This window comes from Paractinoplanes pyxinae (genome assembly GCF_026626335.1).
In the GTDB taxonomy this organism is placed as follows: Bacteria; Actinomycetota; Actinomycetes; order Mycobacteriales; family Micromonosporaceae; genus Actinoplanes; species Actinoplanes pyxinae.
The window spans coordinates 292114-310928 of record NZ_JAPNTZ010000011.1 but is presented as its reverse complement, the minus strand read 5'-3'; the positions used below and the strand labels follow the sequence as shown (position 1 = coordinate 310928).

Sequence of the window (18815 nt, the reverse complement as noted above, 5' to 3'; positions counted from 1 at the left end):
TCTACGGGAGAGCCCAGACCATGACGGCCGGGCCAGATCCATCGATGACGGTGGAACCATCGGATTCAATGTGCAGCGGTTGCGCGCCGCCGTAAAGGTTCTCGAGGGTTGCGCCCGGCACGAGGCCCTTAAGGGCGATTTGTCCGGCCGAGCGGGTGGCCACGACGAGGACGGCTTGCTCGGCGCTCTCCCGCAGGAAAACGAGAGCGTCGCCGTCGGCGTACACCCAGCGCAAGCCGCCCCTGCGCAAAGCGGGCGAGGACCGGCGCAGGGCGATCAGGTCGCGATACCGGCCGAGCGTGGTGGTGTCCCAGGTGTCGGGGCGGTTCCACGGCATCGGTACGCGGGCCGACTCGTTGCCGCCGCCTGTGAGCCCGAGCTCGTCGCCCGCGAACACCATCGGCGTGCCCGGCAGCGTGAACAGCAAGCCGGCGGCCACGTGCTGCCGCTCGGCGTCGCCCACGACCGTCCGGATCCTCGCCGTGTCGTGCGATCCCAGCAGCAGCCACGACGCCTCCCACGAACGCCACGACATCTGCGACGCGAAGGCGGACATGGTCGCCACCACGGACTCGGCGCCCAGCCGCGGCAGTTCCTCGGGCCGGCCCAGGAAGCCGTCGAACGGCACGGACTCGGCGCGCAGCCAGCACCACACCGGGCGGGTGAACCCGGCGTAGTTCATGGTGCCGTGCCAGCCGTCCCGGTCGAGGTCGCCGGTGGCGTCGTGGCCGTGCTCGGCGATCAGCAAGCCGTCCGGGCGGGCGTCGCGCACGGCCCGGCCGAGCAGGGCGGCCACCTCGTGGTTCCAGTCGTCGGCGCCGAAGCGGGCCGTCATGTTGGCCACGTCGATCCGCCAGCCCGACAACCCGTACGGCTCGGACAGCCACTTGCCGACGATGCCGCGGAACTCCTGGCGCAGCTCGGGGCTCGACCAGTTCAGCTTGGGCAGCGAGGGCACGTCGAGCCACGAGACGTGCCCGCCGTCCGGCTTGGTGTAGTAGAAGTCGGGTCGCTCGGCGAACCACGGGTGGGTGTCGCCGGTGTGGTTGGTGGTGAGGTCGCCGATCACCCGGATGCCGCGCTCGCGGGCGGCCGACGTGAGCCGTTCGAGCGCGCGGTCGCCGCCGAGCAGCGGGTCGACCCGGTCGAAGCCGGACGCGTCGTACCGGTGGTTGGAACGGGCCGGGAAGAACGGGGTCAGATAGACGGTGTCGGCGCCCAGGGCGGTCACGTGGTCGAGGCGCCGCGCGATGCCGTCCAGGTCGCCGCCGTAGACGACCCGCGTGGCGTCGGGGCCGGGCGCCACTGGCTCGTCCCACGACGGCGGCCGGATCGCCCAGTCCGGGAACTCCCGCTGGTCGGCGGCGGCGCTTCGGGCGTACCGGTCGGGAAAGATCTGATAAACCACGGCGTCACGGGCCCAGGCCGGTGCGCCCGGCCGGGCGACGAGCTGGAAGTCGGTGCTGTCGGGCACGTCGTACGCGGTGAGCCCGAACGCCGTCAGCCAGCGCACGCCGCTCGTGGTGCCGAGCAGGAAACGGTAGCGGGTAACGGGATTGTGTGCTTCGAGCTCACCTCGCCACCACGTGTCCGTTCCCTTCCGGCGGTCGACCTGCAGAGAGGTGAAGACCGGCTCGCCATCGCGCACCCAGCGCATGTGCACGCGGGACACCCCGGTGCCGCGGGGCACCCGGACGAAGACGCTGACCGTGTCACCGAGCTCGGGGGCGGGATTGCTGACGTACAGCTCGCTGCCGTCGTGATGCGGGCGCCGGATCATCCCTTCACCGCCCCCGCCGTCAGCCCGTCGGTTATGTAGCGCTGCAACAGCTGGAAGACCAGGACCGTGGGGATGGCGGTGAGCAGCGTGCCGGCGCAGAACATGCCGAAGTTGGCGTTGCGCTCGCCGGCCACCAACCCGTACAGGCCGACCGGCAGCGTCTTCGAGCCGGCGTCGGTGAGAAAGACGTTGGCGATCAGGAATTCGTTGATCGTGCCGATGAACGCGAGCAGGGCGGTGACCGCGAGAATCGGCGCCACCAAAGGCAACAGAATGCGGAAGAACACCTGAGCGTGCGAAGCGCCGTCCACTGTGGCCGACTCGTCGAGCTCACGCGGCAGCGTGTCGAAGAAACCCTTCATCAGCCACGTGTTCACGCCCAGCGCGCCGCCGAGGTACAGCAGGATCAGGCCCCAGGACGTGTTGAAGCCGATGGCCGGCCACAGATCGGTGACCGTCGAGAAAATCAGGAAGATGGCCACGATCGCCAGGAACTGCGGGAACATCTGGATCAGCAGCACCGACAGCAGACCGACCCGGCGCCCGCGGAAACGGCGGCGGCTGAAGGCGTACGCGGCCAGGGCCGAGATGAAGACCGAGGCGATCGACGACACCGAGGCGATCACCACCGAATTGAGGAACCAGCGGCCGAAAGCCGTGTTCCCGAACAGATTCGTGAAGTTGGCCAACGAGGCGCCGGTCGGCACGAGCTCGCTCGATGAGAGAGTGCCGAGCGGGTTGAGCGCGGCCGAGAAGACGAACACGATCGGCACCATCGCGAACGCCAGTACGAGCACGCCCACCAGATGCCGCCACCCCACCTGCTGAATCCACCGGGTCACGCGTGCACCTCCTCCAAATGACGAGTCCGCCGGAAACTGATCGCGGATACGACCGCCACGATCAGGAAGATGAAGATGGAGATGGCGGCCGCGTAGCCGTACTGCGCTCCCCCGCCGCCGAAAGCGATCCGGTACGTGTAGGTGATGAGCAGATCGGTGGCGCCGTTGGCCGGGTTGTCGGCCGGGAAGGGCGCGCCCTCGGTGGTCAGATAGATCGCGTTGAAGTTGTTGAAATTGAACGCGAACGACGAGATGAGCAGCGGCGTCAGCGCGACCATGAGCAGCGGCAGGGTGATCCGGCGGAAGCCGCCCCACGCACTCGCGCCGTCGATCCGGGACGCCTCGGAAAGTTCGCGCGGGATGGCCTGCAGAGCGCCGGTGGCCACCAGGAACATGTACGGATAGCCGAGCCACAGCTGCACGAGAATGACGGCGAGACGGGCCGAGGCGCTGCCGCCGAACCAGTCGACGTCGCTGCCGAACAGGTTGTTGATGAGGCCGAAGTCGGTGTTGAACATGTCCCGCCACACCAGCAGCATCGCGAACGACGGCATGGCGTACGGAAGGACCAGCAGCACACGATAGGCGGTGCGGCCGCGAACACGTGGCGAGTGAAGCGCCATCGCGAGCAACAGCCCGAGGACGAAGGTGCCGCCGGTTGAGGCCAGCGCGAAGGCGAAGTTCCACACCAACGTACGAAGGAAAGGGGTGGCAATGGCGGAATCGGTGAGCACACGCGTGAAGTTGCTGAGGCCGACGCTCACCCTCCAGCCCTGAGCCAGCCGATCGCCGTCGGCCGCCACGAAGGCGCCCACCTTCTCGTTTGCTGTCCACGTCTGGCCGGTCGTGGTGTCGCGGATGCAATCGCAGCGCTCGTCGAAGGCCCGGCCGGCTTTTCCTTCGTACGCGCGGGAAAGCCCGGACGAACGGATCGCGCCGCCTTTCGTGGGGACGGCCAACGCGGTGATTTCGGCGCTGCGCCGGCTGGCCTGACCGGCGTTGAGAATCGTGTAGCCGCTCGCGGCGGTGATTCGGCCCGTGCTGCCGACAGTGACCTCGCCCGCGGGCAAGCCCTTCAGGCCGTCGGCGTTGCCGGCCGAGACCTGGCGGGTGGCCGGATCGGTGACCAGGAAGACCAACGGGCCGGTGGCCGGATCGCCCGTCGTCGCCACCGTCAACGCGTACTGCTGGGAACCCGGGACCTGCGTGACCGAAGCAGTCTGAATGGCCACGACGGCCTCCTGCTTGCTACCGCGGTGACCGTCGCCGAAGTTGGTGAAGGCCGTGCTCGCCGTGTAAAGCACGGGAAACACCTGGAAAAGAATGAGCAGGATCGTGCCGGGGGCCAGGTATTTGAGCGGGACGTGGCGCGGGGTCAGATAGAGATAGAGCAGGGCGGCCGTGGTGACGACGAGAATCGCCAGGCCGATCCAGATCTCGTTTTCGATCAGGGGGAAGGCGGCCCAGACCGCGATGGCGATGGTCAGGCCCAGCAGTAAGGCCTTCGCCACCTGACCGACGACCGACTTCGCCGGCTCGGGCGGGGCCGGGCGGGCCTGCCGCGTGGCAGGCCCGCCGAGCATCGTGGCGGTCATTACTTGATCGCGGCGGAGATCGTCTTGCCGGCGGCCGTGATCGTCTTGACCGGGTCGGCACCGCCGACGATGGCGGCCTCGGCCTTGCCGAACGGGTCCCAGATCGCGGCCATCTCGGGGACGGCGGGCAGCGGCAGGCCGTCCTTGCCCGCGGTCACGAACTTCTCGAGGTCGGCGTCCTTGCCCTTCACCTGGTCGAAGGCGGCGGTCAGGGCCGGCGGGCGCGGCTCGGCCTCGTACAGGGCGACGGCCAGTTCGGGCGTGGTCACGTAGTTGGTGACGAACTCCTGGGCCAGCGCCTTGTTCTTGCCCTTCGAGGCGACATAGAACGTCTGCACGCCGAGGAAGGGGCGTGCCGGCTGACCACCGGCGAACCCGGGGACGGGGCTGATGTCGTACTTGATGTTGGCCTTCTTGACGTCGGTGATCGCCCACGGGCCGGAGACCAGGAACGCGCACTTCTTGGCGGTGAAGGTGGCGATCGAGTTCTCCGGAGTGATCGAGCGCTTCAGGGCCTTGTCGCCCTTCTCGCCCAGCGTGGCGATCTTCTGGAACGCCTTGACCGATCCGGGCTTGCCGACGCCCAGGTCCTTCGGGTCGTAGTCACCGTTGGCGCTCGTGCCGAAGAGGTAGCCGCCGGCGCTCGAGTACAGCGGGTACAGGTGGTAGGCGTCGCCGTTCTGGCCGACCTGCAGGCAGAGCTTCTCGGGGGTCTTCGCCTTGGTGGCCTCGGTGATCAAGTCTTCGATGGTGGCAGGGGCCTTCGGGGCGAGGTCGGTGTTGCGGATGAGGGCCAGATTCTCCATCGCGTACGGGACCCCGTACGTCTGGCCGTTGAAGGTGACCGCCTTGAGCGCGTTGGGGTTGAGGCCATTCGTCTGGTCGGGCGACAGCTGCACGGGGTCGACGGCGCCGTTCTGCACGAGGTTGCCGATCCAGTCGTGCGCGCCGACCATCACGTCGGGGCCGCTGCCCTGCTGGGACGCGGTGACGAAGGTGGTCTGCTGGTCCTTGCTGATGGCCTGCACCTTGACGGTGACGCCGTTCTCGGCGCCGAACTTGTCGGCGAAGGGCTTGAGGGCGGCCGAGCGCTTGTCGTCGGCCCAGATGACCAGCTCACCGTTGGTCTTAGGCTCGGCCTTCTCGCCGGCGCTCGGGCTGTCGCTGCTCCCGCAGCCGGAGAGCGCCAAGGCGCATGTCAGGGCAGCGGCCAGGGATGCGGCTGTCTTGTTCATGTCGTCTTCTTCCATGTTCTTTCAGTGGCGGCAGGACAGATTGCCGGAAAGTCGCATCGTCAACTGCGAATAAGCACAGCGTGGAGGGCGGTCGTGGGACATCGACCTGTGTCATGCTTGTTGCGGGGACGTTAGCAAGTACTTGCAATTAATGGAAGAGCTTGCAGGAACTCCTCCGAAACGCCGCACCACTAGAGTTGGCGGCATGCGTGCACGGATGGCCGACATCGCCCGTCAGGCCCAGGTCAGTGAGGCGACGGTCTCGCGTGTCATCAACGACCGCCCCGGGGTGTCCCAAGAGACCCGCCAGGCGGTGCTCACGGCGCTCGACGTGCTGGGCTACGAGCGGCCGGAAAGGTTGCGCAAGCGCAGCGCCGGCCTGGTCGGCCTGGTCGTGCCCGAACTGGACAACCCGATCTTCCCGGCCTTCGCCCAGGTGATCGAGTCGACGCTGGCCCAGCAGGGCTACACGCCGGTGCTGTGCACCCAGTCGCCGGGCGGCGTGACCGAGGACGAGTACGTCGAGATGCTGCTGGACAGGCAGGTTTCGGGGATCATCTTCGTGGCCGGCCTGTCGGCCGACACGACGGCCGACCACGCCCGCTACCAGCGCCTGCTGGACAGGCCACTGCCGATAGTGCTGATGAACGGCTACGCCGAGGGCATCGAGGCGCCGTTCGTGTCGTGCGACGAGCGCCTGGCCGGCGACATGGCGGTCACGCACCTGGTGGCGCTGGGGCACCGCCGCATCGGCATGATCTCGGGGCCCAACCGGTTCATCGCGGTGCAGCGCAAGTTGGCCGGCTACCGCCAAGCGATGAAGCGCGAGCTGGGCATCGGCGACGCCCACCTGGACGACTACGTGTCGCTCACGCTGTTCGGTGTCGAAGGAGGCGAGGTGGCGGCCGACCGCCTCCTCTCGATGGGCGCGACGGCCCTGGTCTGCGGCTCGGACCTGATGGCGCTGGGCGCGATCCGAGCCGTCCGCCGGCGTGGCTTGTCGGTGCCGGGGGACGTGTCGGTGATCGGGTTCGACGATTCGCCGCTCATCGCCTTCACGGATCCGCCGCTGACCACGCTGCGCCAGCCCGTGACGGCGATGGCGGTGGCGGCGGTTCGGTCGCTGATGGACGAGATCAACGGGCATGGGGCGCCGCACTCGGAGTACCTGTTCCGGCCTGAGCTGGTCGTCCGCGACTCGACCGCCAAGGCACCGCGTCAGCAGGGCCGACCGGTCGACACCCCGGCCGCCTGACCCTCGCCGCGCAAGTTCTTGCAGATTCTGCAGAAAGACGCGGGCCTTTTCTGTGCCTCCGCCCCGAGTCTTGCTCGGCATCGCGACGTTGGCGTGCCGGCGCTGTCCCGTCGCCTGGATGCGAGACCCCGACGATGGTCGCTCCTCCTCCGACCTGGCGGCTGAGTGGGCGGGGCTTTCTTACGCTGGGACGGCCGGGCCCGAGGGTGAGCACGCCAGGCTGAAAACCGTCACCATGCCTTGCGTGCTCACCCTCGGGCCCGGCCTTGCCGGGCTTCACCTTGCTGTCGCGTTGTGGTCGGCGCTTCTCTGATTGCATGGTTTCGCTGCGTAGACCCGTGCGGGTTCGTGGTCTGGCTGCCGCGCTGTGGACGAAGCTGGGCGGCTCTCTCACCCGGGCGGACCTGGGTGGTGGGTCGCGCGTTCGCACCGTGCCGGTCGCGCTGGCCGTCTCTGACGGCTGTAACAGCCGGCGTCGCCTCACCTCCGTCGACCACGGCGGCGAATTGCACGGTCACGCCCGTGGACTTCGGTCAGCCTGCCACCAGCGGTTGTCCTCCTCAACACGCCTCGGCGTTGCCCGCGCCAGCCCTCAACACACTTCGGCGTTGACCGCCCACGATCCCCACGCCGAACCAGCTGAACAAACGCGTGCCCCGCAGCCTTCGCTCTCGCCTGCAGCGCCGAGCCCCTCGCACGTGTACACAAGAAACGCAGCCCACCGCCACTCACGCCCACCAAATATCATCGCCGCGCAGCAACCGGGCACCGGCGACACTCCCGGCCTGCACGAATGCGCAGCTTCGGCCACTCGCGCGCGGTCATCGCGTCGCCGCAAACCAAGTAACGCAGCGGTTCTGCGCGAGCGCTTGGGTTAGGAGTGTGCGCCTGTCAGGCGGGCTGTGGCTTTTTGCTTCAGGGTGTAGGTCTGTTTGGCGGCGTCTCGCAGGGTGGCCACCAGAGGGGAACGGGAACGGCGGGCCCAAGGGACGGGGACCTCGGTGGTGCCGTATTTGGATTTGTAGGCGTTGCCGCCTACGAAGTCGAACTCGGTTACCCCGTGGGATTTGGCCCAGCGTAGGGCGTACCAGATGAGCAGTTCGTTGGGGCGGTGATGTTGGTGTTCGCGGTAGCTGGCGCCGCCCCAGAAATACATCGTGCGGTGGTACCAAGGCAGGACGGCTGTCGCTATGCAGCGGCCCTCGGGGTCGCGGGCTCTCAGCAGCAGCAGGTGGCCGGCCGGTTCGAGGTGGCGGATCAAAGTGCGGACGCGCTCGATCGAATAGGTTGGCACCAGGTTCTGTTTGGCGAAAACGTCGCGTAACTGGTCGTAGAAATCGGCGGCGAATGTCGGGTCGGCGACAACCTCCTCAATGGTTACTCCGGTCTTTGTCGCCTTTCGGATATTGCGGCGGCAGGCGCTGGCCATTCCATTGAACAGCGCGTCCTCGGCGGGGGTCAGATCGATCACGGCGGTGGGGGCGTCGGACCAGCGCAGGCCCAGGCCGCCCAGGTCGGCGGGGGTCAGGCCGCGGTCGCGGATCTCGAGGTGGGCGCAGCCCAAATCCTTGAAGGCGAACGGCATCAGCGCCTCCAAAGCGGCACGGCGGGGCACCGCCGGATCGAGCGTGAAACCGACGTACGACGTGGTCCAGCCGGCCATCGGGCTGCCGAGAATGCGCAGGCCGAAGCGTTTCGTGAGCAGGCCGGTGAAGTGGCCGACGGTGCGCTCGCCGTCGGTCACACGGGCGAGAACGGGCTCGGCTCGCTGGGCCTCGGCGACGAAGCGCAGCCACGGTTCGGTGTGGAAGATCAGGCGATCGTCGTAGGTGGCGCGCTCGGCCCAGAGCTCGGCGGTGGGCTCCACGCGGTGCAGTCGCAGCATCGTCATCCCTCGCCTGCGTCAGGCAGCGGAACGGCCGGCCGGAGCTCCGGCCGGGGCGGCGGAACTCGCCGCGAGTGAAGGAGGAAAGGCGATGATGCGCCGCCGGTAACGCATTCCGCAAGGGCCCCGAAATTGATGTGAAGAAGTTTCGCGTACCTAATGACAATTGCTACTGACGTGGGCCGCCCCGGTTTTGTCAGGGTCGTTGCAGGACCGCGACACGGAGGGTGCCCATGCAGTCCCCGACTCTGATCAGGAAGCGCCTGAACGAGCTCGAGCTGCGCAGCAAGCTCCGCGCCCGGCCTCGCGTGCAGGGCCGGATATTGGCGCCGACGGGCGTTTTCCGCCGGCTGCCGCGCACGCCGGGACTGTTCTTCCCGTTCTATCACGACGTCCTTCCCGCGTACGCGAACGACTTGCGCCGCCACCTGCTGACGTTCCGCCGGCACGGCCGGCTCGTCGGCTGGGACGACGCGCTCGCCATCCTGGCCGGGCGGCAACCGCTGCACGGTCCTGTCTTTTGTCTTTCGTTCGACGACGGGCATGCCAGCTGGCGTGATGTGGTCGTGCCGACGCTGCGCGAACTGGGCGTGCCGGCGATGTTCTTCGTGACCACCGATCTGATCGGGCGGCCGGACAACCTGACCTGGGACGACTGTCGGGCGATGGCCGCGGCCGGCTTCGCGTTCGGCTCGCACACGGTGACTCATCGGCGCCTGGCCGATCAGAGCGACGACGAGGCCCGGCGCGAACTGGTCGATTCCAAGAACGAGATCGAGGCCGAGCTCGGGGTCGAGGTGCGTGACTTCGCGGCCCCGTACGGGCATCCGGCCGTCGACTACGGCCGGCGCGACGTCGAGATGGCCCAGGCCGCCGGTTATCGCAGCTTCGCGAGCACTTTGCGCCCGGCGATGCACGCCGGCGACAACCCGCTGGCCATCAACCGGCAGGGCCTGCACCCGGCCTGGCCGCTCTGGGCGGTAAGGACGCGCGTTCATGACTGACACGACCAACAGCGCGCAACGAATGCGCACAGCTGTCCGGGGACGCGCGTTCATGACGGAGACGGACAACAACGCGCATAAAACGCGCACAACGGGGATCAAGGACGCGCGCTCATGACCGAGGCGAACAGCAACGTGCAGCACGCGCGCACAAACTGCGGCCAGAAACGCGCAGTCACGAGCGCGACGAACCACAGCGCGCAGCACTCGCGTACGGGCTACGGCCAAGAACGCGCGGTTATGAGCGAGGCGGACAACAGCGTGCAGCAAACGTGCAGAACTGCGGGCAGGAGCGCGCGGCCATGACGGAGACGCGCATTTGGTTGTCGCCGCCGGACGTCGGGGAGCTTGAGCGCAAGTTGCTGCTCGAGGCGTTCGACTCCAACTGGGTCGCGCCGGTCGGGCCTGACCTTGACGCGTTCGAGGCGCAGGTGGCCGAGATCGTCGGCGTACGGCATGCGGTGGCCCTCAGCAGCGGAACCGCCGCCCTGCACCTCGCCCTGGTCGCCGCTGGGGTGCGACAGGGCGACACCGTACTCGTGCCGTCTTTTACTTTCGCCGCCACCGCGAACGCCGTCATGTATCTGGGCGCCCGGCCGGTCTTCCTCGACAGCACCGCCGAAAGCTGGAACGTCGACCCGGCCCTGGTCACCGAGGAGCTGAGGCGGCGGTGCGCCAAAGGGCGGCCGCCGCGCGCGGTGATCGCCGTGGACATGTATGGACAGTGCGCGGACTACGAACCGCTGATCGACGCGTGCGACCGGTACGGGGTCGCGTTGATTGAAGACGCAGCCGAGGCGCTCGGGGCGTCGTACAGGAAAAAGTCTGCAGGGTCTTTCGGGCTGGCCGGCGTGCTCTCGTTCAACGGCAACAAGATCATCACCACCGGCGGGGGCGGCATGCTCGTCACCGACGACGACGGCGTGGCCCGCAAGGCGCGGCACCTGTCGACCCAGGCCCGGGAGCCGTTCCCGCACTATGAGCACCGCTCGGTCGGCTACAACTACCGGCTCAGCAATTTGCTCGCCGCGGTCGGCCGGGGACAGCTGCAACGGCTCGACGCGATGATCGCGGCGCGTCGCGAGACCGGCCGCTACTACCGGGCCGAACTGGGCGACCTGCCGGGCGTGACGTTCATGCCGATCGCCGGATACGGCGAGGCCAACTCGTGGCTGACCTGCCTACTGATCGATGCTGAGCGTTTCGGCGCCGGCCGCGATCAGGTGATCGAGCGGCTCGCTGCCCACGACATCGAGGCGCGGCCGACCTGGAAGCCGATGCACCTGCAGCCGGTCTTCCGCGACTGCGTGATGCGCGGCGGCGACGTCTGCGCCGATCTGTTCCGCCGGGGGCTGTGCCTGCCGAGCGGATCCGCTCTCACCGAGCACGACCGGGAACGCGTCGTGGCCGCCGTGCGCGCGGTCGCCGGAACAAAGGGGTAGCCACGGCATGCACATCGTCTACATCCACCAGTACTACTGCAACCCGGGCATGGCCGGGGGCATTCGCTCGTACGAGCAAGCCCGGCGCCTGGTCGAGCGGGGGCACACGGTCGACGTCATCACCACCGACATCACCGGCGATCACGGCAAGCTCGGCTGGCGGCAGACGGTCGACGACGGCGTACGCGTGCACTGGTTCTCGATTCCGTACAACAACTCGATGTCGTATGCGCGCAGAATTCGCGCGTTCGCTCAGTTCATGGTCGTCGCGACGACAAAGGCTGCATCACTCAAGGCCGACCTGGTCTTCGCCACCAGCACGCCGCTGACCGTCGCCGTGCCCGGAGTGCTCGCGGCGAAGCGGCGGCGGGTGCCGTTCGTGTTCGAGGTGCGCGATCTGTGGCCCGAAGTGCCGATCGAGATGGGCGCGCTGCGCAATCCGCTGCTGCGGGGGGCGGCCGGCGCGCTGGCCAACTTCGCCTACCGCAACGCGAAAGAGGTCGTCGCGCTCTCCCCCGGCATGGCCGCCGGTGTCGTCGCGCGCCGGCCGTCGACCCGGACGACCGTCATCCCCAACGCGGCCGACATGGCGATGTTCGACGTCGCGCCCGAGAAGGTGCAAACGTTCAGGAACGAACATGAGTGGCTGCGCGACCGACCATTGATCGTCTATACCGGAGCGCTGGGTGCGGTCAACGGCGTCGAATATCTGGTACGGGCGGCCAAGCGGATGCGCGAACTCGACCCCGACATTCGCGTGCTCATCGTGGGTCACGGCAAGGAGTGGGAGCCGACGAAGGCGCTGGCGGCCCGGCTGGGCTTGCTCGACGACACCGTACGCATGTGGGACAAGGTGCCGAAGGCCGACCTGCCCGTGATCCTGGGCGCAGCGACGATGTCGACCAGTTTCGTGCGGCCGATTCGCGCACTGTGGGACAACTCCGCGAACAAGTTCTTCGACGCGCTCGCCGCCGGCCGGCCCATAGCCATCAACTACGGCGGCTGGCAGGCCGACCTGCTCGACCAGACCGGCGCCGGCCTCGTCCTGGACCCGACCGACACTGACGACGCCGCCGAACAGTTCGTCAAGCACTGCCGCGACGACGCTTGGCTGGCCCAGGCCCGCTCCGCCGCCCACAAACTCGCCGTCGAGCAGTTCTCCCGCGACCTGCTGTTCGACCGCTTCGCCGAAGTCCTCGACCGAGCCGCCGCCAGGAACAACCGGACTGCGGCCACGAATAACCGGGCTGCGGCCGAGAGCAGGAGCTGAGCGTGGAACTGCGCGAATACGTTCGGGCCTGTCGGCGTCGATGGCTTTGGATCTTGCTGCCGGTGTTGCTGGCTGTGGGGGCGGCGGCCGGGCTGTCGATGACCCGTGAGCCTGCTTATCGGTCGTCGATGATTTTGTTTGTCACTACCGGGTCTGGGGATCCGGACGCTAAGGCGAGCCGGCTCAACTCGTACATTGCGTTGCTGACCGGGCCTCGGGTGGCGCAGAGCGTGGCGGGCAAGCTGGGTGATCCGGGCTCGGCCGATGAGGTGCGGAAGAGTCTGTCGGCTGAGGTGCAGGCCGGGACCGATCTGCTTGTTGTCACGGCTAAGGATCCGTCGGCTGAGCGCAGCCGGACTATGGTCACCAGCGCCACCTCGTCTTTGGTGGCGTTGGCCAAGAAGCTGGATCCGCCGGTTGCGTCCAGTGATGGGCCTCCGCCGCAGATCACGGTGGCTCAGGAGGCCGTCACTACGCAGGAGCCGGGCACGCTCGTGCGGGATGTGGGCTTCTCGGCCGTGCTGGGGTTGCTCATCGGCGCGGTTGCGGTGGCGGTGCGGGAGGCTACGCGTAAGACGATCGGGGAAGAGGACGATCTGCGCCGGCTCGGGATCGGGACGGTCGGGGTCATCTCGCTCAACGGGCGGTGGGCTCGGTCGGGGCAGGCGGATTCGGCTCTGGCTGAGGGGTTTCGGCGGCTGCGAAGTTTGCTGCCGGAGACGCCGAGCCTGCGGAACGGCAGCGCCCGTGGCACTTCGCTGATGTTGACGGCGGCCAACTCCAAGGAAGGCACGACCGCGGTTGCGTGCGGTTTGGCCATTGCCATCGCGGAGACCGGGGCCAAGGTGCTGCTGGTCGACGCCAACCTGCGGTCACCGGGAGTGGGGCGCTACCTGGCCATGGACGGCGGGCCGGGGCTGGCCGACGTGCTGGCTGGGCAGGCTCGGGTGAGCGATGTGCTGCGGGATCCGCTGGATGGGCGGCTGACGGTGCTGCCGCCGGGTGAGAAGCGGTTCGACCCGGGTCAGGTGCTGGCCTCCCCGACGCTGGCGGCGACCGTGCACGAACTGACCTCCCGCTTCGATGTGGTGCTGGTGGACGCGCCGCCGCTGCACGGGGTGGCCGACGCCGCGGTGCTGGGCAAGGTGACCGACGGGGCCCTGCTGGTGGTGCGGGCCAACCGCACTCGTACGGCTGATGTGCAGCGCTCGACCGACCTGCTGGAACGGATCGGCACGCGGCTCGTCGGGGCCGTCCTCAACGCGCTGCCGCGCCGCCTGCCCGACGAGCCGGCCCCGGCGAAGACGCGTCGAGCCGCCCCGCTGGACAACGACGGCCTGGTCACCACGCTGCTGGGCCGGCGGGACGAGCCGGAGGAGACGGCCCCGCCGCCGGCCAACCCGATGAGCGGCCGCGCCGTGGTGAAGCAGCGCAAACCCACGGCGGGCGACTTCCAGTCCCACCAACCCGCCGACGGCGGCACTACGCAGAGGATCGCTTTCACCCCCGTCGACGGCATCACGACGCAGAAAATCATCCCGGTCAGGGCGCCCGCCAGCGGATTCACCACCCGCAACGCCCGGACAGCCGACCACGACGCCGTTCCGGCCAAGCCGCTCAACGGCAACGAGACCGTGGCTCCTCAACCGCCCCGGACCATCAGCAGCCAACTCTTTCCGGGAAAGGCGGATCGAACGTCCGACGACGCGACCGAGAGGCCGGCCAAACCGCTCAACGGCACCGCAGTCGTCCCAGGGAAGGCCCGCGTAGCGGAAAAGCCGGCGGACGCCGACGCGCCTGAAAAGCAAGAAAAGCAAGAAAAGCAAGAGAAGCAGGACGAGGATGAGTGAGCTCCAGGCGGAACGCCCCGCCGTCGAGGCTGTCGCCGAGAAGCGACGCCCCGGCGCGGCCGCCTGGATCGGTGGGCAGCTGCGGGAGTCGTACGTCCAGCTCTTCGCCTCACAGCTGCTGACCGGGGGCGTGGCCTTCGTCGCCAACATCCTCATGGTGCGGGCACTCGCCCCGGCCCACCGCGGCGAGGTGGCGCTGATGCTGCAGGTGGTCTATCTGGCCACCCAGTTCATGCTGCTCGGGACCGAACGTAGCTTCGTCGCCAGCTACCACGAGATCACCCCGGCGGCGGCCGTGAAGGCGTACGCGAAGCTTCTGATTGTTCCTTGCGCGGTTGGTGTCGCGCTGGCCGCCGGCTTCGAGGTCTTCGCGCCCGAGCACTACAACCCGGGCCTGCTGGTGATCGGGCTGATCACGCTCTACACGCTGGTCGAGGTGGCCGGGCTGGCCACGCGCTCGATCGCGATCGCGGCCGGGCGGGTCGGCGACTTCCTCGTCTGCCGCGTCGTGGAGGCGTTGCTGCTGCTCGGTCTGCTGGTCGTTCTCTATGCGGCCGACACGACCACGCCCGCGCTGTGGATCGTCGCGTACCTCATCGCCGGGCTCCTGCCCACGGCCGTCTACATCGTGCTGTGGCTGCGTCGGCCGGCTCCACCGGGCGACGAGACACCCGACCACAACCGCCTCGTACGCCGGGAAGGTCTGGCTCTTTTCCCCGCCGCCATCTCGAACATGGCGATGCTGCGCTCGGACCGCCTGGCCCTGCCGGCGCTCGCCTCGACGTCGGCGCTCGGCCTCTACACCGCCGTGGCCACGATGACCGAGCTTCTGGCGTGGCCGATTCGCGCGTACGCCGATGCGCGGCTGGGCAAATGGCGCCGGGCTCACCAGGACGGGGCACTGCCGACCCGTCCGATCCTGCTCGGAGTGTTCGTTTACTGCGCGGTTGTGGCGCCTATTGCCGCCGGCGGCCTGTACCTGTTCATCGTTCCGGTCTTCGGCGCCGATTACGCCCCGGCCAAGGCGGTCGTGGTGCCGCTGGTCGCGGCGGCCGGCCTGTACGCGATCTCCCGCGTCACCCTCGGCCTGCTGATCGCCAAGGGGCGCGGCAGCCTGGTCTCGGCGGCCGAGATCACCGGCTTCGTGGTCAGCTTCGTCGCGTACATCACGCTCATTCCGCCGTTCGGCATCCTGGGCGCCGCCTACGGTTCGCTCATCGGCTACGGCTCGTGCCTGCTGTTCGCACTAGCCGCCAACCACCTGTCACCTGAGCGAAGCGCCGCCAACCACCTGTCGCCGGAACGAGAGGCTGACCGGGAATGAGCTGGCTGCGCACGCCGCGGGTCTTTCTGGCGCCCGGCCTGATCCTGATCGTGGTGGCGATCGGCGGCCGGTTCACGCTCGACCGGGCCGGCTACCCCGATCTGGCCTGGGTCGATCTGCGCGTGGTGGGCCTGCTGGTGGCGCTGGCCGTCCTGATCGTCGACGTGGCCCGACGCCCGCACCCGTCTCTGCAGACCAGGAAGGAGGGCTGGCTCGTCGCCACGATGCTGTTCTTCCTGTTCCAGATCGCCTCGGCCCTGTGGGCGCCGCCGGCCTCGCGGGTCGGGCCGCAGACCCTCGATCTGGTCTTGATGGGCGCGCTGGTCGTCGCTTTTTACGTGTACGCCGTGGGGGACCCCGACGCGGTCGTGCGTACAGCGTTTCTGCTGTTCTACATCGCCGCGATCATCTTCGCGCTGGCCGCCCTGTTCATCAACGGCCCGGGCGAGCAGGGGCGCTACTCGGCGTTCGGCGGCGGCCCGAATGTGTTCGTGCGCATCGAAATCCTCGGCATCATCAGCGCGGTGGCGCTGGCCCTGTTCACCCGCCGCTTGCTGCCGCTGCTCGCCACGCCGCTGTTCGGCCTGGCCGCCGTACTGTCCGGATCGAGGGCCGGACTGCTGGCCGGCGCCGCCGTCGGAGCGGTCGCGCTGTTCAAGATCCGCCGCAAGCTGCACCCCGGGGCGATCGCCGGCGCGCTCGCCTTCGTCACCGTCGCCGTGGCCACGATCTGGGCCTTCGCGCCGCCCGCGTTCACCAACCTGTTCCAGGAACGCTTCGTCGAGCAGACGGTGCAGGACCGTTATCTCTCCGACCGCACCGACATCTGGGCCGCGGCATGGCGGCTCGCCGTCGAGCATCCCCTGGCCGGGGCCGGGCTGGACGGCTTCTACGGGCTGATCGGCGTCAACCAGATCGTCGAGTACCCGCACAACTATGTGCTCGGGGTGGCGGCCGAGGGCGGCCTGATCGGGATCGGACTGCTCGCCGCGGCCATCCTTCTGTGGACCACGACCGTACGCGGTGGCGGCCACCGCCCCCAGCTGACCGGCCTGGCCGTCGCGGCCGCCGTCTTCGTCGGGCTCAGCAGCCTGTTCTCCGGCGACTACTACGACTCGCGCCTGGCCTGGATGTTCGCCGCGATGGCGGCCGCCGCGGCCACGGTGCCGGCCCGCGTCCGCGAGGAGGTGCCGGTATGACCGCGCGCATCAGTCGGCGCGTGCTGCTGCTGGCGGCGGTCGGATCGGTGGCCGCCTGCACCACGCCGAAGGAGGACACGACCGCGGCGTTGAGCCCGCTGCCGGCCGAGCCCGAGACGAGGATGACGGCGGCCGAGCTCAAGCCGGTCAGCTACTGGGCGGGCGTCTATCTGCGCGGCTGGAACTACACGGCCGAGGTCGGGCTGCCGCTGAGCCGGTCGGCCGACAGCTGGGACCACTACGAACTCTCGTACACGGTCGACGCTTGCGTAGCCATGTTCCGGGCCACCGGCGAACGCCGCTATCTCGACCGCGCCTTGCAATTCGTCGAGAACGTCGTGGCCTCGGCCAGCACGATGCGCGGCGGCTTTCTGGGCTGGACCTCGGCCCAGGAGGAAGGCGACGAGGTTCCGCTTTACGAGAGCTATTTCTGGCGGTACGGAACGGCTCTGCTCGTGGCGATGCGGGAAAACCCTTCCGTGTACGCGAACCCGAGCTACCGAAGCCGGTACGACCGCCTGCTGTCGTTCGCCGAGAAGCACATCTTCGAGAAATGGCATTCGCGCGGCCCCGAGGACACGATCTATCGGGAACGCACGCACATGACGGCGCACTGGGCGCTCATCGCTTCGAACCTGTCCCGCGTGACGACCGACGCCGGCCGCAAACAGCGGTACCTCACGGTTGTCGCCGACGTCGACCAGCACGTGCCCGGGCACGGCGGCGGGCTGCGCCAGCAGATGCGCCGCAACCCGGTCGAGCCCACCGCCTACTTCTGGAGCGACGTCTGGGGTTCGGCCGCGCGACCGGGTCAGGACGTCAGCCACGGCAACGGAGTCATGGCGTACGTGGTGGAGGCCCGCGACCGCGGCACCACCTGGACCAAGGCCGACCTCGCGGCCTTCTCACGCCTGCTGACCCGGGTCGTGTGGCCGGGCGGCACCACGTACAAGGCCTATGTGGACGGCAGCGGCAACGACAACGGGTGGTTCTCGGACGGGTTCGTCAAGCTCGGCCGGTCCGACCCCGGCGTACAGCAAAGGTTGGAAAGCCACCGCGTTGTCAACGATCAATTTGCCGCCAACATGGCCCTCAACGCCTTCATCTTAGGAGCCAGAAAATGACCGCAGCGCTCGTGGGACCGGCGGCCCGGGAATGGAAGGAGGCCCTGCACCGCGCCCGGCACGACACCTATCACCTGCCCGGTTACGTGACGCTGGACGCGGCGCTGTACTCCGGGTCGCCCGCCGCCTTCTGGTATTCCGACGGCAACCGCCAACTGCTTCTGCCCCTGATTCTGCGCGAGATCCCGGGCACGGGTCTGCGGGACGCCATTTCCCCGTACGGCTATCCGGGCCCGATCAGCGACGCGATGCCCGGCGACCGCGACTTCTGGGAGCGCGCCTGCGCGGCCATGCTCGAGACGCTGCGCGACGGGGGCATCGTCACCGCGTTCGTCCGCATGCACCCGCTGCTGCCGGCGCCGCTGCCGCTGCTGGCCCGCTTCGGCACGATGGTGCACCACGGCGAGACCGTCTCGATGGACCTGACGGTGAGCCTGGACGAGATGTGGAAGCAGACCCGCAGCGACCACCGCAACCACATCAACCGTGCGCGGCGGGCCGGCACCGAGGTGGTCTTCGACGACTGGGACCGGCTCGACGAGTGGGTCGAGGTCTACCACGACAACATGCGGCGGGTCGGGGCGTCCGGCTACTACTTCTTCAGCCGCGAGCACCTGGCCGCCATGCACGACACGATGGGCGACCGCATGCACTTGGCCGTGGCGCTCGAGGACGGCGAAGTGGTCGGGGGCAACACGTTCTTCGAGCACGACGGCATCGCCACCGGGTACGTCTCATCGACGCGACGGGCGCCCAAGCGGTACGCCGACGAACTGCTCTACGACGAGGTGCGGCGCTGGTGCAAGGCCCGCGGCGACACGGTCTTCCACCTCGGCGGGGGCAAGGGCGGCGAGCAGGACTCGCTGTTCTCGTACAAGGCCGGGTTCTCGCCACGCCGGCATCCGTTCCACACCTGGCGCGTGGTGAGCGATCGGATGGCGTACGACGATCTGGTCTCAGCCGCCGGCCGTGACACCGCCGAGTCCGGCACCTTCCCGCCCTACCGTTAG

General features: G+C 68.5%; 14 protein-coding genes. 9 read left to right on the top strand and 5 right to left on the bottom strand.

Annotated features, from left to right (window positions below; genetic code table 11):
- Window position 1: 1 nt before the first annotated feature.
- The 4 genes from OWR29_RS30750 to OWR29_RS30735 form a co-directional block, all read right to left on the bottom strand.
- On the bottom strand, window positions 2–1780 hold the full coding sequence (locus tag OWR29_RS30750) for a glycoside hydrolase family 13 protein (protein WP_267566854.1): 1779 nt from the start codon (window positions 1778–1780) through the stop codon (window positions 2–4).
- The gene (locus tag OWR29_RS30745; RefSeq protein WP_438872677.1) at window positions 1777–2556 is read right to left on the bottom strand and encodes a sugar ABC transporter permease; all 780 of its coding nucleotides are present in this window, start codon (window positions 2554–2556) and stop codon (window positions 1777–1779) included. Before OWR29_RS30745 ends, OWR29_RS30750 begins: the two co-directional genes overlap by 4 nt.
- Window positions 2557–2618: 62 nt before the next feature.
- Entirely contained in the window at window positions 2619–4217 is a 1599-nt protein-coding gene (locus OWR29_RS30740; protein ID WP_267566852.1) for an ABC transporter permease subunit, read from the bottom strand.
- Complete coding sequence (locus tag OWR29_RS30735) at window positions 4217–5452, bottom strand: sugar ABC transporter substrate-binding protein (protein ID WP_267566851.1); 1236 nt, start codon at window positions 5450–5452, stop codon at window positions 4217–4219. The genes OWR29_RS30740 and OWR29_RS30735 overlap by 1 nt, the downstream gene beginning before the upstream one ends.
- A gap of 205 nt (window positions 5453–5657) precedes the next feature.
- On the opposite strand from OWR29_RS30735, the gene OWR29_RS30730 reads away from it, so the two are divergent.
- Window positions 5658–6707: a LacI family DNA-binding transcriptional regulator gene (locus tag OWR29_RS30730; RefSeq protein WP_267566850.1), complete on the top strand. Its 1050-nt coding sequence runs from the start codon at window positions 5658–5660 to the stop codon at window positions 6705–6707.
- Window positions 6708–7581: 874 nt separating this feature from the next.
- Here OWR29_RS30730 and OWR29_RS30725 read toward each other — a convergent pair.
- Window positions 7582–8598 carry a lipid II:glycine glycyltransferase FemX gene (locus OWR29_RS30725; RefSeq protein WP_267566849.1) on the bottom strand — a complete coding sequence of 339 codons (1017 nt, stop codon included), beginning with the start codon at window positions 8596–8598 and terminating at the stop codon, window positions 7582–7584.
- 227 nt (window positions 8599–8825) lie between these two features.
- Here OWR29_RS30725 and OWR29_RS30720 point away from each other — a divergent pair, with 227 nt between their 5' ends.
- The 8 genes from OWR29_RS30720 to OWR29_RS30685 all read left to right on the top strand — a co-directional run bounded on the left by OWR29_RS30720 (window position 8826) and on the right by OWR29_RS30685 (window position 18815).
- Complete coding sequence (locus tag OWR29_RS30720; RefSeq protein ID WP_267566848.1) at window positions 8826–9596, top strand: polysaccharide deacetylase family protein; 771 nt, start codon at window positions 8826–8828, stop codon at window positions 9594–9596.
- 302 nt (window positions 9597–9898) lie between these two features.
- Complete coding sequence (locus tag OWR29_RS30715) at window positions 9899–11038, top strand: aminotransferase class I/II-fold pyridoxal phosphate-dependent enzyme (protein ID WP_267566847.1); 1140 nt, start codon at window positions 9899–9901, stop codon at window positions 11036–11038.
- A gap of 7 nt (window positions 11039–11045) precedes the next feature.
- A complete protein-coding gene (locus tag OWR29_RS30710) occupies window positions 11046–12308 on the top strand; it encodes a glycosyltransferase family 4 protein (RefSeq protein ID WP_267566846.1) in 1263 nt (420 codons plus the stop codon).
- A gap of 2 nt (window positions 12309–12310) precedes the next feature.
- Window positions 12311–14158 (top strand): tyrosine-protein kinase domain-containing protein, encoded by a 1848-nt coding sequence (locus tag OWR29_RS30705; RefSeq protein WP_324291282.1) that lies wholly within the window; start codon window positions 12311–12313, stop codon window positions 14156–14158.
- A complete protein-coding gene (locus tag OWR29_RS30700) occupies window positions 14151–15482 on the top strand; it encodes a lipopolysaccharide biosynthesis protein (RefSeq protein WP_267566844.1) in 1332 nt (443 codons plus the stop codon). Before OWR29_RS30705 ends, OWR29_RS30700 begins: the two co-directional genes overlap by 8 nt.
- Window positions 15479–16681: an O-antigen ligase family protein gene (locus OWR29_RS30695; RefSeq protein ID WP_267566843.1), complete on the top strand. Its 1203-nt coding sequence runs from the start codon at window positions 15479–15481 to the stop codon at window positions 16679–16681. The genes OWR29_RS30700 and OWR29_RS30695 overlap by 4 nt, the downstream gene beginning before the upstream one ends.
- Window positions 16678–17805, top strand: coding sequence for a hypothetical protein (locus OWR29_RS30690; protein WP_267566842.1), 1128 nt, complete (start codon window positions 16678–16680; stop codon window positions 17803–17805). The genes OWR29_RS30695 and OWR29_RS30690 overlap by 4 nt, the downstream gene beginning before the upstream one ends.
- Window positions 17802–18815 (top strand): GNAT family N-acetyltransferase, encoded by a 1014-nt coding sequence (locus tag OWR29_RS30685; protein ID WP_267566841.1) that lies wholly within the window; start codon window positions 17802–17804, stop codon window positions 18813–18815. Before OWR29_RS30690 ends, OWR29_RS30685 begins: the two co-directional genes overlap by 4 nt.

Excerpts from the sequence above, each read along its gene's own strand:
- OWR29_RS30690 (WP_267566842.1), top strand. The coding sequence starts at position 16,678 with ATGACCGCGCGCATCAGTCGGCGCGTGCTGCTGCTGGCGGCGGTCGGA.
- OWR29_RS30715 (WP_267566847.1), top strand. The coding sequence starts at position 9,899 with ATGACGGAGACGCGCATTTGGTTGTCGCCGCCGGACGTCGGGGAGCTT.
- OWR29_RS30685 (WP_267566841.1), top strand. The coding sequence starts at position 17,802 with ATGACCGCAGCGCTCGTGGGACCGGCGGCCCGGGAATGGAAGGAGGCC.
- OWR29_RS30720 (WP_267566848.1), top strand. The coding sequence starts at position 8,826 with ATGCAGTCCCCGACTCTGATCAGGAAGCGCCTGAACGAGCTCGAGCTG.
- OWR29_RS30695 (WP_267566843.1), top strand. The coding sequence starts at position 15,479 with ATGAGCTGGCTGCGCACGCCGCGGGTCTTTCTGGCGCCCGGCCTGATC.
- OWR29_RS30740 (WP_267566852.1), bottom strand. The coding sequence starts at position 4,217 with ATGACCGCCACGATGCTCGGCGGGCCTGCCACGCGGCAGGCCCGCCCG.
- OWR29_RS30700 (WP_267566844.1), top strand. The coding sequence starts at position 14,151 with ATGAGTGAGCTCCAGGCGGAACGCCCCGCCGTCGAGGCTGTCGCCGAG.
- OWR29_RS30730 (WP_267566850.1), top strand. The coding sequence starts at position 5,658 with ATGCGTGCACGGATGGCCGACATCGCCCGTCAGGCCCAGGTCAGTGAG.
- OWR29_RS30735 (WP_267566851.1), bottom strand. The coding sequence starts at position 5,452 with ATGAACAAGACAGCCGCATCCCTGGCCGCTGCCCTGACATGCGCCTTG.
- OWR29_RS30725 (WP_267566849.1), bottom strand. The coding sequence starts at position 8,598 with ATGACGATGCTGCGACTGCACCGCGTGGAGCCCACCGCCGAGCTCTGG.
- OWR29_RS30710 (WP_267566846.1), top strand. The coding sequence starts at position 11,046 with ATGCACATCGTCTACATCCACCAGTACTACTGCAACCCGGGCATGGCC.
- OWR29_RS30745 (WP_438872677.1), bottom strand. The coding sequence starts at position 2,556 with ATGGTGCCGATCGTGTTCGTCTTCTCGGCCGCGCTCAACCCGCTCGGC.
- OWR29_RS30750 (WP_267566854.1), bottom strand. The coding sequence starts at position 1,780 with ATGATCCGGCGCCCGCATCACGACGGCAGCGAGCTGTACGTCAGCAAT.